Origin of the sequence: Proteus hauseri, assembly GCF_004116975.1 — a bacterium.
Classification (GTDB): domain Bacteria; phylum Pseudomonadota; class Gammaproteobacteria; order Enterobacterales; family Enterobacteriaceae; genus Proteus; species Proteus hauseri.
In genome coordinates this window covers 939,474-953,699 of the sequence record NZ_CP026364.1, presented here as the reverse complement: position 1 = coordinate 953,699, position 14,226 = coordinate 939,474, and the positions used below count along the sequence as shown (strand labels likewise).

Here is a 14,226-nt window from a genome sequence, read left to right as displayed (position 1 = left end):
AAGAACGAGAAAAAGATCTAAAGCTTATTCTTTTAGGTTAATGAATCGATAAAGGTATTTCTGTGATATTAAACAAATCCCCTTTGAAGATTAAGGGAATAGCACGAAAAGACTCACTTTTCACGCTAATATACGATTAAACGTATTTTAAAAATAAAAAAGAGCTAGCAATAAAATGATTAAATTCAATTGGCTAGCTCTTATAAATTTAAATAGATGCTTTATGTCTTGTTATTTTTCAGACTGTCGATTTTTTCCATATCATCGCTGACATCTTTTTGAGCATTATTATCTACGGCTAATTCTTTGTTATCCGTTTCTATATCGATGGGCTTTTTAAATTCAGTATTGTTCTCATCTTTATTTTTTTTTGCATTATTCTCATCTTTTTCCTCTCCATCTTCCTCTTCTTCAGGGCGAGAATACAAATTTGCCGTGAGTAAATAAGGCGATTGTTGCCAATGGACGGGCGTAAGTTGCAAAAGATTATGAGATAACAAAAAGCCAATGGCCAATGCGACTAATAACATAACTCGTAATAAGTTAGTGGTGTTATCGACTTGGCTTGATTCGGTCACTAATTGGTGGGTATCTAAAGTGAGTCTTAAAAAGCCTTTAGGTTTATCTTTACCTGGTACAGGTACAACAAGCTGATGATTAAATGAACCACCACTTTTTTGCCCTTCCAATGCGAGTCGCTCTTTAACGGTGACATTTTCACCGCTATGGGCGATTTGTGTACCGTCTTCCAAATAGAGACTCGCATCAAGCACCCGACTATTGTGAGTCAGATGATTTAAATTAGCCATAATGAGGGGATTTACGTTATCTTTGCTGCTGTCATCCATATAATTGGATAAAGAGAACGCAACTTGTTCTGCCAGCGTTTTAGCAAGCTCTTCAAACTGAGTAATACGGGCATGCTGATTAGCACGACTAAAATAAGACGCGCCTTGCATAAGAAATGCCAATAATGCGATACAAATCAGTATAATCGCCGTTTTTTGTAGTTTGAATTTTAGTTTATCTTTAAGCATGTTCATCCTTTTGCGTAAGCAAGTATATGCATGTTGCCAGATGAGCCAGAGATAGAATAGGCTGAATAACGATTATTTTGTTCCGACAGGGGAAAACAGGAGAATAAGTATGTCAAATAGTCTGACCTATTGCTATTTACCGGATGAGATCCGTAAATGGCCGGGTCTACCGTTATCATTAAGTGGTGAAGAAGTGATGCCACTTGATTATCGTGCTGGCGATAGCGGTTGGTTACTTTATGGACGTGAACTCGATAAAAAAAGAATAAGTGAGTTCCAACATAAACTGGGTGTCGCTATTGTTGTGGTCTCTTCATGGCGTATTGATGATTATCAAGTTGTTCGAATTGCTGGCAGTTTAACGCGTCGTATTCGCCGTTTATCGGATGAATGTGGTTTAGATGTCGTGCCATTGGGTGAAATTCCGCGTTTGCGCTCACCGGGGCTTTTAGTGATGGATATGGACTCAACCGCCATCCAGATTGAGTGCATTGATGAAATTGCGCGCCTTGCAGGAGTTGGCGATAAAGTGGCTGAAATCACTGAACGAGCAATGCAAGGTGAAATGGATTTTAGTGAAAGCTTAAAACTGCGTGTCGCGCAACTTGAAGGGGCCGATGCCGCTATTTTACAAAAAGTAATGGAAGATTTGCCACTGATGTCGGGTTTAACCAGCTTAGTTCGTAAGCTCCAAGCAATGGACTGGCATATTGCAATAGCATCAGGCGGTTTTACTTATTTTGCTGATAACTTAAAACAAAAATTACGTTTAGTGGCCGCGATTGCCAACCAACTTGAAATTAAAGATGGTAAATTAACGGGCAAAGTAAAAGGTACAATTGTTGATGCCAAATATAAAGCACAAGTGCTTGCGCGATTGGCGAAAGATTTAGATATCCCAATGGAACAAACCATTGCTATTGGCGATGGTGCAAATGATTTAAAAATGATCAGGAAAGCGGGGTTAGGTATTGCTTATCATGCAAAACCAAAAGTGTATGCGCAGGCAAAAGTCGCTGTTCGTCATGCCGATTTAATGGGTGTAATGTGTATTTTAAGTGGTGGTTTAAAACACGAAGAACGCTAAGTTTTTCTGGCATGAGCTGTAATTTAGGATTTGAGTCATAAACGGGAGAGAAGTGTGGCAAAAGCAGCAAAAAGAGCCTTTGTATGTAACGAATGTGGTGCAGATTATCCTCGTTGGCAAGGACAGTGCTCTGCGTGTAATGCGTGGAACACAATAACAGAAATACGTCTTGCGGCTGCCCCTTCTTCTCGTAATGAGCGCTTTAGCGGATTTGCGGGTGATGCAAAAGGTGTTAGTCGGGTTCAAAAGCTATCTGAAATTAGTTTAGAAGCGTTACCGCGTTTCTCAACCGGATTTAAAGAGTTTGACCGCGTATTAGGCGGCGGTGTTGTGCCTGGTAGTGCCATCTTAATTGGTGGGAGCCCAGGAGCAGGTAAAAGTACACTGTTGCTACAAACCATGTGCCGCTTAGCAACCGAAATGAAAACGCTTTATGTCACAGGTGAAGAGTCATTACAACAAGTAGCCATGCGAGCACATCGATTGGGATTACCTACGGCCGAACTGAATATGCTGTCAGAAACCAGCATTGAGCAAATTTGTTTAATTGCATCACAAGAACAACCAAAATTAATCGTGATCGACTCCATTCAAGTTATGCATATGGCAGATATTCAATCATCCCCCGGTAGTGTGGCGCAAGTACGAGAAACAGCGGCTTATTTGACTCGCTTTGCTAAGACCAATGACATCGCCATTATTATGGTGGGTCATGTAACCAAAGATGGCACATTAGCGGGGCCAAAGGTGCTAGAGCACTGTATTGACTGCTCGGTTATGTTAGATGGTGAAACAGACTCGCGTTTTAGAACGTTACGCAGTCATAAAAACCGTTTTGGTGCGGTCAATGAGCTGGGTGTATTCGCCATGACAGAACAAGGTTTACGTGAGGTGAGTAATCCATCGGCTATCTTTTTAAGTCGTGGTGATGAAGTGACATCAGGTAGTTCTGTTATGGTTGTATGGGAAGGTACAAGACCTTTGCTGGTGGAAATACAAGCACTTGTCGATCATTCGATGTTATCGAATCCTCGCCGGGTTGCTGTAGGTTTAGAACAAAATAGATTAGCTATATTATTAGCGGTATTACATCGTCATGGTGGATTACAAATGTCTGATCAAGATGTTTTTGTTAACGTAGTTGGCGGTGTAAAAGTCACAGAAACGAGTGCAGATTTAGCCTTGTTATCTTCTTTAGTTTCTAGCTTTCGTAATCGTCCTTTACCACGAGACTTAGTTATTTTTGGTGAGGTTGGATTGGCGGGAGAAATTCGTCCAGTGCCAAGTGGGCAAGAACGTATCGCTGAAGCAGCAAAACATGGTTTTAAACGAGCTATTGTTCCGCAAGCGAATATGCCAAAGAAAAATCCCCCTGATATGAAAGTTTATGGCGTAAAAAAACTATCAGATGCGTTATCAGTACTTGACGATTTAGAAGACAACTAAAGGAACATAGAATGGGATCTTTTGATTATATCAAACAGGCTATTAGAAAAAATGGTTATACCTTACAGCAAGTTGCTGATGAAAGTGATATGACAAAAGGTTATCTTAGCCAACTTATTAATAATAAAATTAAGAGTCCCAGTGCTCAAAAAATGTCTGCATTGCATCAATTTTTAGGCTTAGAGTATCCAATAAAAAAGAAAACTATTGGTGTTATTTTCGGTAAATTTTACCCACTTCATACAGGGCATATTTATCTTATTCAAAGAGCATGTAGCCAAGTTGATGAGTTACACGTTATTTTATGTCACGACGATCCACGTGATAAAGAGCTATTTATTAATAGTGCTATGTCACAGCAGCCTACGGTTAGCGATAGATTACGTTGGTTATTACAAACATTTAAATATCAAAAAAATATTCGTATTCATGAGTTTGATGAACATGGTATTGAGCCGCAGCCAGATGGTTGGGAAGTGTGGAGTGAAGGTATTAAAGCGTTTCTAAATGAAAAACAGATAACGCCAGATTTTGTTTATACCAGCGAACGTGATGATGCGCATCAATACAATACTTTTTTAGGTATTGAAACGGTACTGATTGACCCTGAACGTTCATTTATGAATATCAGTGGCCGACAAATTCGCCAAGCCCCTTTTAAATATTGGGAATATATTCCTACTGAAGTAAAACCTTTCTTTGTGCGTACCGTCGCTATTTTAGGGGGGGAGTCGAGTGGGAAATCAACCTTAGTAAATAAGCTCGCTAATATTTTTAATACCACAAGTGCGTGGGAATATGGGCGTGATTATGTTTTTTCCCATTTAGGTGGCGATGAAATGGCATTGCAATATTCCGACTACGATAAAATCGCATTAGGACAAGCACAATATATTGATTTTGCGGTTAAGTATGCCAACAAAGTTGCTTTTATTGATACGGATTTTGTTACGACTCAAGCATTTTGTTTGCGTTATGAAGACAAAGAACACCCCTTTGTTCAAGCACTTATTGATGAATATCGGTTTGATTTAGTGATTTTACTCGAAAATAACACCCCTTGGGTGGCTGATGGGTTGCGCAGCCTGGGTAGTGAAAAAGACCGCCGTCGTTTTCAAACGTTATTAATGGAAATGCTTGATAAAAACAGTATTGAATATATTAAAGTGAACTCGCCTGATTATGACGAACGTTTTCTTAGTTGCGTTGAATTAGTCAGAGAATTATTAATGATGCAATCAAAGCATATTGAATAGATTTATATCCAAATATAACAACGCTATTTAAATGGCGTTGTTATTAATAACGTAAAAATTATGTCCTTTACCATCCTTCCAATTACCACCATCTCAAACGAAGTATGATTAATCTTGCGGGTAGATACTCCATGATTGATTGCTTCTCAAAATTAAATCGCTTATTAAAAGAGAAAAATACATAAAAAAAACTGTAAAAAGAGTTATATACATAATAATGCTATTTTTTTCAATAAGGTGAAAAAGGTTACTGAAAATTAATTTTGGATCTCTATTATAGATGTTAGGTATAGATTGATTTGTGTGTATTTCTTTTGCCATAAGGTGTGAGGATCCACATTTTTATCTTTATGTTTATCTTTATGTTATTAGGTGAAGATGTAGAATATTTTTCGTAAAAAGGACAAGAAAATGGCACAACCTTCCCGTGTTTCGCTGCATATCAAGAAAACTGTAATTTCATTAGCGATAGCTGCTTTAGGTTTTACAGCATCATCAAGTGCATTGGCATATCAAAAAGTCCACCAGCCAGATAATAGCTATCAACAATATGTTTCTCAGCGTCAAACTGTTGATATCTTAATTCAAGATGCTTTAGATGCCTTTAAGTCTCCAGCTCGTGTTTCTGATGCTGGATTTACGGGAAAATTGCCGTCCAATATGGAAATTGTGGCGCAAAAATTACAACAGGCTTATAAACTAGAGCCTTATCGCTTAGATTTGTTGTTTAGTGCCGCAAGTGCCTATGTTTATAACAATGATATTGAACGTGCTGTCACTATTTATAAACAGATTTTAGAAGCCGCACCTGATGATATTGATGCGTTAATCTATGTCACTTCGTGGACGCGTTTTGAAGGTAAAGATAAAGAGAGCGAAGCTTATTTCAATAAACTAAAATCGTTAAACCCAGCAAAAGCCGATGAAATAAAACGCTTTTTTGCTGAAATAGACCGCGTGAGTAAAATGCCATTAAGCGATAAACTCACTCAAGCTGATTTAGCAAAACTTAATAAAACCAAAGGGAATAATGCCATTGTGACATTGGGTTATGCGTTAAATCCAGATGGTACAATGAACAAGATTTTAGTTGAGCGCCTAAATAAAACCTTAGAAGTAGCAAAACAATTACCCGACGCGATGATTGTGGTAACAGGTGGCGTGCCTAAAGCACATCAAACAGAAGGTAAATTAATGGCAGATTGGCTGGTGAAAAATGGTATTCCAGCAGAGCGTATTTTCCAAGATAACTATGCGCGTACCACTGTTGAAAATGCCTTGTTTAGCCGTTATGCCTTAACTAAGCATCGTATTAAAACCGCAGTCATTATTAGCTCGGGTAGTCATGTGCGTCGCGCCGATGCCATCTTTACATTAGCAAGTTGGCAAAGTGGCCCAAGTGATATCACCTATTTAACGGTTGTCGCACCAGATAAGCCATTAGCAGAATTGCAAAAAATAAGTAAATCAGACTTACAAGGTATTTATCGTGATGGCTTAAAAGCGTTGGGATTATGGAGTTTCCGTAGTTATCCATTAGAAGAGCGTTGATAGAAACGTTTTTAATATTATTTCCAGCAATAAAAACGCCACAATAATATCAAGGAATTGTGGCGTTTTTATTTTTTATTAAGTCGCCAAATTTATACACCAACGAATTTTCATTGAATTGATAACAATTATCATTACTATAATTTCTCATCTAGTAATAACGAGAAAAATAAAGTGAGAATTCCTCTGATGATATGTGCGCTAATGGTTTCTTTTCCTGCTTTATCAGATTGTTTACCTCTAATTGAAGGAAAAATGATAAAAGGGCAATTTGATAATCACCAAACACACTGCTTTACGTTGGATCTGACAAAAGAGCGTTATGTTGATTTAAAGGTAGAAGGTATACAACATCTGCGTTTAGTAAAACCAGATGGGACTCATATTCGCAGTCTATTAAAAGAGGTACCTGCTGATAGTCAGCAAAAAGTCCGTTTTTTATCACCACAAACTGCACAGTATCAATTAATTGCTCAAGGTGAAGCAAGTACATCGTGGCAATTCACTTTTACCACTCAGCCTTATAAGCCGTTAGAGAAAAATGCAAATATTGCAACTATTAGCCCACGTTTGCAGGTGTTAGCGCAAGATCTGAATAATAAGACACTTCAAGCATTTTGGCAGCACATTAGCCAACAAGGTGCACCATTAATAGAACCTTATGATAATGATAAAAAGTTAGTGACCTTTTTATGGCAAGGGGCTAAGTCGAATGTTTATTTATTAGGATCACCAGAGGGTAATCACGATCCACTAACACGTTTAGAGAATAGCGATATTTGGTATCGTAGCTATATCGTACCTAACGATACATTAATGCAATATAAACTGGCGCCAGATGTACCCACTATTGAAGGCTCAACCGCCTTTGAACAACGTCGTGCTATTTTAACCACAGCACAAGCAGATCCTTTAAATCCTCAAGCGTCACCTCAACAATCAGAAGATGTATATAACCATTTTTCTTTGCTCTCGTTAGATGCACAAAGAGAGTGTCAATTACCAGATATTTTGCAGCGAACCATAAAAGGGAAAACCGAGGTTTTTCGTTTTAACAGCCAAATCTTAAATAACGAGCGTGAAATAGCCCTATATCAACCTGCGCAATTAATGAAAACGCCAAGGATGTTGGTGTTGTTTGATGGACAAACTTATCGTCGAGAATACGGCATTGATAAATTTTTTGATAAACAGATCGAAGAGGGCAAACTTGCTCCTATGATGATCTTATTTGTTGATAGTATTGATAGTGATCGTCGTAGTGTTGAATTACCGCCTAATCCTGATTTTTATCGCTTTTTAGCCGACGAATTATTTGTTTGGTTGGAAAAAGAGAAAGGTATTCGAGTATCAGGTGAAGAGACGATAGTCTCAGGCTCTAGTTACGGTGGCTTAGCCTCTGCTTGGGTGGCTTTTAATCGGCCTGATCGTTTTGGCAAAGTATTAAGTATGTCTGGATCGTTTTGGTGGTCGCCAGAAAAAGAAGATCCCGAATGGTTGATCCGACAATTTGATCAAGCGGATAAAAAACCGCTTACCTTCTTTTTAGAAGCCGGTTTATTTGAATCTCGTGGCGGTTTAGGCGGCATTTTAAATAATAATCGCCATCTTAAACAAGTATTAGAAAACAAAGGATATTCTGTAAAATCGTTAGAAATGGCTAGTGGTCACGATTATATTGCTTGGTGTGAAACGCTTTATATTGGCGCAAAAGCGTTAACTGAAGGTAAATATTAATCTGGTGTATTAGAAAAATATTAAAAGCTTACTGCTGATAATTGGCCATAAGCTTTTTATTTGTCATTAACTCGTCATAAAGCTGTCATCAAAATCGCTTTTAGTTTTCATCTCATTGTCATTTAACTACCGTAAGCTTTTTCTGACTTAAACATTAACCATGTTTTTTACTTTTGAGTGCAAGGAAAAAGCTATGTCTCATCGTTACCAACGTTCTATTTTATCCGTTATTGTAACAACGCTATTGGCTGGTGCGAGTTTCTCTTCTTTTGCAGCTCCCGTTGCTGCGGATGCCATTTTGGCCCAAGATCGCGCAGCAAAAGGTAATATCACTGAATTTGGCGGTGCTCGTCGTATGACTCAGGATCAAACGGAGGCATTAAAAGCCGCGTTACATAATAATCAAGCTAAAAACGTTATCTTATTTATTGGCGATGGCATGGGTGATTCTGAAATCACCGTTGCGCGTAATTACGCCGAAGGTGCGGGTGGTTTCTTTAAAGGCATCGATGCCCTACCAATTACGGGTCAATACACACACTATGCGCTTGATAGAAAAACACAAAAACCTAATTATGTGACAGATTCTGCTGCTTCTGCAACCGCTTGGGCTTCAGGTGTAAAAACTTATAATGGTGCATTAGGGATTGATGTATTCGGTAAAGATCACCAAACCATTTTGGAATTAGCAAAAGCCAATGGAAAGGCAACAGGGAATGTTACAACATCTGAAATTCAAGATGCGACACCCGCCGCACTTTATTCTCACGTTACTGGTCGTAAATGCTACGGCCCAGTTGAAACGTTAGAAAAATGTTCAACGAATGCGCTAGAAAATGGCGGTAGAGGTTCTATCTCTGAACAGCTATTAGTTACTCGTGCCGATATCACATTAGGTGGTGGCGCTAAAAGTTTTGCTCAAACGGCTGTAGCGGGAGATTATAAAGGAAAAACGCTAGAGCAGCAGGCGATAGAACGTGGCTATCAGATTGTAAAAGATGCTAAATCTTTAGATGCGATCACTTTAGCGAATCAAGACAAACCGGTATTAGGCTTATTCCATGACGGAAATATGGCAGTAGCATGGGAAGGCCCTAAAGCAACCTATCACGGTAATCTTAATAATCCGCCTTTAGAGTGCAAACCTAATTCTAAACTTGATCCAAATGCACCCACATTGGCGCAAATGACCAAGAAAGCGATAGATGTGCTGAAAACAAATGAAAATGGATTCTTCTTACAAGTCGAAAGCGCCTCTATTGATAAGCAAGATCACAACGCTAACCCTTGTGGCCAAATCGGTGAAACGGTGGCATTGGATGAAGCGGTACAAATCGGTTTAGATTTTGCGAAGAAAAATGGTGATACATTAGTGATTGTTACCGCAGACCATGCTCACTCTAGTCAAATCATTGAAGCCGATGTGAAATCGAGTGGCTTAACACAAGCATTGATCACTAAAGATGGGGCGGTGATGGTAGTGAATTATGGTAACTCAGAGGAAGAGTCACAAGAACATACGGGTGCACAATTACGCGTAGCTGCTTATGGTCCATATGCGGCTAATGTTGTGGGATTAACTGACCAAACTGACTTGTTCTTCACTATGCGTGATGCGATGGGATTGAAATAATATCAATTTTATCTGATAAGTCTGTCTGATGTTGTAGTCGAATTGCCTTACTAAACTTGTTGTATTTTATCGCGACTTAGAGAGATACCCTCTAGTCGCGTTTTTTTATTGTTAAGTCGAAAAAGAATAAAATGATAATAAATCAATGGGTTATTATTATGCTAGTTTTGAGTATTTTCCCTTTTCTGCTATAATCATCGAGACTTACATATTCATTCATACAAAATTTTTAATTTCTCCATTGATTATTGCACTTAATTTGCAATATCTTTTTGCCTAGTAACATCTGTTTTTTGTTGAGGCATTATCGGCAAAAAATCTTTTCTCAGATAACTTATCTGCTCATGGTCTTTCTCTTTTTTATGAGATTGAAGGAGAACAGAGTCAAATAAACAACGATAAAAAAGGTTATTTCTCTATGCTGACACTGCTTCATTTACTCTCATCCGTTGCACTTCTTGTTTGGGGTACACACATTGTTCGTACTGGAATTATGCGCGTTTTTGGCTCTGATCTGCGCCGAATTCTTGGTAAAAGTATTAATAAAAAATCCCATGCCTTTCTTGCTGGCGTTGGTGTAACTGCTTTAGTGCAAAGCAGTAATGCAACTGCACTATTAGTTATCTCTTTTGTTACGCAGGGGCTTATCTCAATTACGCCTGCTCTAGTCATTATGTTGGGGGCGGATGTAGGTACCGCTTTAATGGCTCGGGTGCTAACTTTTGATCTCTCTTGGCTATCACCATTGTTAATTCTAATTGGGGTTATCACGTTCCTTAGTCGCAAAAAAGAGCGAGTTGGGCAATTAGGGCGTGTAGGTATTGGCCTTGGTTTGATCATTCTGGCACTGCAACTCATTGTTACCTCAGCTGAACCTATTACTCATGCCAGTGCAATGCAGGCGATTTTTACCTCGTTAAGTGGCGACACCGTATTAGCATTATTAGTTGGCGCATTATTTGCGATGGTAAGTTACTCCAGCCTTGCCGCAGTGTTGTTAACGGCAACATTAAGTGCCACAGGCTTAATGCCTTTATATATCAGCTTATGTATTGTGATTGGTTCTAATATTGGTAGTGGATTATTGGCGCTAATGAGTAGTCGAGGGCAAAGTGTTGTAGCACGCCAAGTTGTATTAGGTAGCCTATTCTTTAAATTAATTGGTGCACTAATTGTTCTACCTTGGATAACCTATATTGCAACAAAGATCCAGCAATATAGCTTTTCACCCGCAGAAGTTATTATCTATTTCCATGTGATTTATAATTTTGGGCGCTGTTTACTGATGATCTCTTTTGTGGCACCAATGGCAAAATTATGTCAGCGTTTAATCCCTGAATTACCTACCACAGAATCTGAAATGGCACCACGCTATTTAGATCCGTCAGCTATTGATACTCCTTCTTTAGCTATCGCCAATGCGGTAAGAGAATCATTGCGATTAGGGGATGTTGTTGAACAAATGCTGCAACGTTTTCATGCCTTAATGGAAGGGGATCGCCAGCAAAAAAGAGAAATTAGCCAGCTAGAAGAAGAGGTCGAATTACTTCATAGCAGTATTAAATTGTATATGGCGCAAATTCAGCAGCATGATTTAGGGACAGAAGACTCTCGACGTTGGGCTGAAATTATTGATACAGCGATGAATTTACAGCAATCATCAGCTATTATTGCGCGCATGTCGGCTGAAGTAGTGAGTAAAGGTTTAAACCACCACTTGTTTTTATCGGAGGAAGGACGTCGTGAATTACAGACACTCCTTGAGCGTCTGCAAAGTAATCTGAATTTGGCGATGTCGGTTTTTGTTTCCGGCAATATGGAACATGCTCGCAAACTGCGTCGAGCAAAACATCGTTTTCGTTTACTCAACCAACGTTACTCGTTTGCTCATGTTGAACGTCTTCATTTGCATAATATGCAAAGTATTGAAACAAGTTCGCTGCATACCAGTTTGTTGGGGGATATGAAACGGTTGAATTCCTTGTTCTGTGCAGTGGCTTATCACGCATTAGAACGAAGTGAATCATCTTCAGAACAGGTTAATCAATAATAATGAAAAGCAATATTCGTCAATTAACACGCAATGAAATTCCTTTAGTGTGGGAAATTGATAGAACCGAGCTTATTGAGCAGCTCTATATCTTAAAAGAGGGACAATTAGTTTTATCAAAACAACGTTTTGATATGAAAGATTGGCCTGAAGGTGAAGCTGAACATTACACACCAATATTAATTGAAAGTGTGGATAGAGGTGCCCCTTTTTGGGGTGTTTTTAGCCAAGATAAATTAATTGCTGCTGCCAGTGTTGATCCGCAATGGCGAGGTCAAAATGCGACGCTTTTACAGCTCTCGTTTTTACATATTAGCCACCAACAACGAGGGCAAGGCTTAGGCCGGATATTATTTAATTACTGTGTAGAATATGCAAAAGAAAAAGGTGCAGGTGGATTATATATTTCATCAATACCATCTGAAAATAGCGTCAATTTCTATCAACATTTGGGATGTCGTTTAATTGATGTTCCGGATGCTGAATTATATGAAAGAGAGCCAGAAGATATCCATTTAGTGTTTGATTTTATGGATATGGTTAATGCTTAATTGAATTAGCAAATTCTACTATGTTATCAAACGCTTTATCGTATAACGGTAAGGCGTTTTTTATTTTTCACTGTAATAAAAATTGACTTAACCTCTTAAAAACTAAGGATATAGCATTATTTTTTTTCTTGTTATACGTTGATTTAGTAGGAGTGTTATATATAATAATGAAAATCATTATCATTAGTGGTGTGACATTATGGCTAAATCAACGCGCTTACCTCAATCCGTTTCTTGGACTTCACGTATTAGCTTATGGGAAATGTTAGCTGTCTCTTCACTACTAACAGTAATAACTCACTCCATTGCAGGCACAGCGGCATTTACACTAGTTTTAGTTATCTCAATGTTATTATCAACACTGATGTTATTTCATCAAAAATTACGCATGTGGGTGATGATCCCCGCAGGTGTTGTATTAACCTACAGTTTAATCACGCTTTTAACGTCTTATAATGGGTAGTTGTGAGAGATAATAATATCGAAGCACTCAAGAAAGGAATAAATTGAGTGGTGCGAAGAGGGGGACTTGAACCTCCACATCCGTAAGAATATTAACACCTGAAGCTAGCGCGTCTACCAATTCCGCCACCCTCGCATCTTACTCAATTTGCTATCTTATCTATTAAAATATCTATCACAGATAGACAGGGGATCTTAGGTTTTTTATTTATGACGCCAATTATTTTTTTACAATAAACTTTTCTTGTGATGAAAAAAACATCATAAAAATTGATGCCCTGCCTAGTCAAAACAGGGCTTGTTATTACACTTTCTTCATTGCTTGATAGACTTTAAATTTACCTGTTGAAGCAAGAACTTCATGAGAACCAAATACATGATCAAGAATATCTGGATAAGGGATAAATGAGTTTGCAACTATTCTCAGTTTTCCACCTTTTTTTAAGAAGTTAGGTGCTAGGCGAATAATATCTTCTGCGGCTTCATAACTGGTACCTAAGCCATCATGAAAAGGCGGATTTGAGATAATCCAGTCATAGGTTTCTTCAACCGCAGAGTAAACATTACTTGCGATAACTCGGCCTTCTAATTCATTAACGTTTAATGTTGCGATACTTGAAGAAATAGCTGCTGCATTAACATCACATAGGGTCAGTTTTAGCATCGGGTTTTTCTTACCCAATACGGTGGCTAATACACCACAACCACAAGCCATATCGAGTAGATCACCAACCATAGCATCATCAAATGTAGAGAGTAATAATCGGCTACCTTCATCCAATGCGCTTTGGCTAAATACGCCAGGTAAAGCCATGACGGTAAGATCGTTATGGCGATAAGTTTGCCACCAATTATTACGATCAAACAGTGTTTGATAAGTTTGGGTACCAAAAAAGAGGCTACAGCGGCGAGCGGAGTCTATTTTTTTCAGTTTGGCGATACCATTCATTAACTCAGTCGCGCTTTTTACACCACTACGGTTTTCGCCAACGATAAAAATTTCTGTTCCAACTTGTAAATTAGAGCACAGACTACGAAGTTGAAAGGTGGCTTCATTTTTATTTTTAGGCCAGAAGTAGATAAGAGTATCGCAATATTTAACAAATGATTGATCTGCGACTAAACCAAACAGTGCATTATCGCCCATTGATTTCAGTAATGGTAACCATTGGTGGTATTGGTTTGTATAAGCTCTAACACTTTTTGCCTGAATCTGCGACGCTAGTGTGTCTTGAAGATCGCCCGCAATAAGTACGTGCCTGTCTGCGAAATGATCAAGGTGACGAAGAATAACTTCGCTTGCAGGGGACAGTGAGGACATTATGATTATTACTCCTTAAAAAACATGAGACGCATGATATCAGATATAAAGAAACCGACGCTATTTATTGGCGTAGATTATGCCCTCTGATACTA

At 38.6% G+C, this 14,226-nt stretch carries 11 protein-coding genes and 1 tRNA gene; 9 read left to right on the top strand and 3 right to left on the bottom strand.

Annotated elements, in window-relative coordinates:
- Positions 1 to 221 precede the first annotated feature (221 nt).
- The gene (locus tag PH4a_RS04445; RefSeq protein WP_341868152.1) at positions 222 to 1,037 is read right to left on the bottom strand and encodes a YtjB family periplasmic protein; all 816 of its coding nucleotides are present in this window, start codon (positions 1,035 to 1,037) and stop codon (positions 222 to 224) included.
- A 109-nt stretch (positions 1,038 to 1,146) separates the two neighbouring features.
- Between PH4a_RS04445 and serB the strand changes: the two genes are divergently transcribed.
- The 9 genes from serB (at position 1,147) to PH4a_RS04400 (ending at position 12,811) form a co-directional block, all read left to right on the top strand.
- Complete coding sequence (serB, locus tag PH4a_RS04440) at positions 1,147 to 2,124, top strand: phosphoserine phosphatase (RefSeq protein ID WP_129038050.1); 978 nt, start codon at positions 1,147 to 1,149, stop codon at positions 2,122 to 2,124.
- A 54-nt stretch (positions 2,125 to 2,178) separates the two neighbouring features.
- Positions 2,179 to 3,570 carry a DNA repair protein RadA gene (gene radA / locus PH4a_RS04435; protein ID WP_064721121.1) on the top strand — a complete coding sequence of 464 codons (1,392 nt, stop codon included), beginning with the start codon at positions 2,179 to 2,181 and terminating at the stop codon, positions 3,568 to 3,570.
- An 11-nt stretch (positions 3,571 to 3,581) separates the two neighbouring features.
- Entirely contained in the window at positions 3,582 to 4,826 is a 1,245-nt protein-coding gene (gene nadR, locus PH4a_RS04430) for a multifunctional transcriptional regulator/nicotinamide-nucleotide adenylyltransferase/ribosylnicotinamide kinase NadR (RefSeq protein ID WP_064721120.1), read from the top strand.
- A gap of 411 nt (positions 4,827 to 5,237) precedes the next feature.
- A complete protein-coding gene (locus tag PH4a_RS04425) occupies positions 5,238 to 6,377 on the top strand; it encodes an ElyC/SanA/YdcF family protein (protein WP_129038048.1) in 1,140 nt (379 codons plus the stop codon).
- 174 nt (positions 6,378 to 6,551) lie between these two features.
- Complete coding sequence (locus tag PH4a_RS04420; RefSeq protein ID WP_244212931.1) at positions 6,552 to 8,114, top strand: alpha/beta hydrolase-fold protein; 1,563 nt, start codon at positions 6,552 to 6,554, stop codon at positions 8,112 to 8,114.
- A 193-nt stretch (positions 8,115 to 8,307) separates the two neighbouring features.
- Positions 8,308 to 9,747 (top strand): alkaline phosphatase, encoded by a 1,440-nt coding sequence (phoA, locus tag PH4a_RS04415; protein ID WP_064721118.1) that lies wholly within the window; start codon positions 8,308 to 8,310, stop codon positions 9,745 to 9,747.
- Positions 9,748 to 10,165: 418 nt separating this feature from the next.
- Positions 10,166 to 11,797 carry a Na/Pi cotransporter family protein gene (locus tag PH4a_RS04410; protein WP_064721117.1) on the top strand — a complete coding sequence of 544 codons (1,632 nt, stop codon included), beginning with the start codon at positions 10,166 to 10,168 and terminating at the stop codon, positions 11,795 to 11,797.
- Between the two features lie 2 nt (positions 11,798 to 11,799).
- On the top strand, positions 11,800 to 12,348 hold the full coding sequence (locus PH4a_RS04405) for a GNAT family N-acetyltransferase (RefSeq protein WP_129038046.1): 549 nt from the start codon (positions 11,800 to 11,802) through the stop codon (positions 12,346 to 12,348).
- Positions 12,349 to 12,547: 199 nt separating this feature from the next.
- A complete protein-coding gene (locus PH4a_RS04400) occupies positions 12,548 to 12,811 on the top strand; it encodes a DUF1435 family protein (RefSeq protein WP_129038044.1) in 264 nt (87 codons plus the stop codon).
- 48 nt (positions 12,812 to 12,859) lie between these two features.
- Here the strand turns inward: PH4a_RS04400 and PH4a_RS04395 are convergent.
- A tRNA-Leu gene (locus PH4a_RS04395) sits at positions 12,860 to 12,946 on the bottom strand.
- A gap of 168 nt (positions 12,947 to 13,114) precedes the next feature.
- Positions 13,115 to 14,131, bottom strand: coding sequence for a 16S rRNA (guanine(1207)-N(2))-methyltransferase RsmC (gene rsmC / locus PH4a_RS04390; RefSeq protein ID WP_129038042.1), 1,017 nt, complete (start codon positions 14,129 to 14,131; stop codon positions 13,115 to 13,117).
- Between the last annotated feature and the right edge of the window lie 95 nt (positions 14,132 to 14,226).

Coding starts and splice junctions, on each gene's coding strand:
- serB (WP_129038050.1), top strand. CDS start 1,147: ATGTCAAATAGTCTGACCTATTGCTATTTACCGGATGAGATCCGTAAA.
- phoA (WP_064721118.1), top strand. CDS start 8,308: ATGTCTCATCGTTACCAACGTTCTATTTTATCCGTTATTGTAACAACG.
- nadR (WP_064721120.1), top strand. CDS start 3,582: ATGGGATCTTTTGATTATATCAAACAGGCTATTAGAAAAAATGGTTAT.
- PH4a_RS04405 (WP_129038046.1), top strand. CDS start 11,800: ATGAAAAGCAATATTCGTCAATTAACACGCAATGAAATTCCTTTAGTG.
- PH4a_RS04425 (WP_129038048.1), top strand. CDS start 5,238: ATGGCACAACCTTCCCGTGTTTCGCTGCATATCAAGAAAACTGTAATT.
- PH4a_RS04445 (WP_341868152.1), bottom strand. CDS start 1,037: ATGCTTAAAGATAAACTAAAATTCAAACTACAAAAAACGGCGATTATA.
- PH4a_RS04410 (WP_064721117.1), top strand. CDS start 10,166: ATGCTGACACTGCTTCATTTACTCTCATCCGTTGCACTTCTTGTTTGG.
- PH4a_RS04400 (WP_129038044.1), top strand. CDS start 12,548: ATGGCTAAATCAACGCGCTTACCTCAATCCGTTTCTTGGACTTCACGT.
- rsmC (WP_129038042.1), bottom strand. CDS start 14,131: ATGTCCTCACTGTCCCCTGCAAGCGAAGTTATTCTTCGTCACCTTGAT.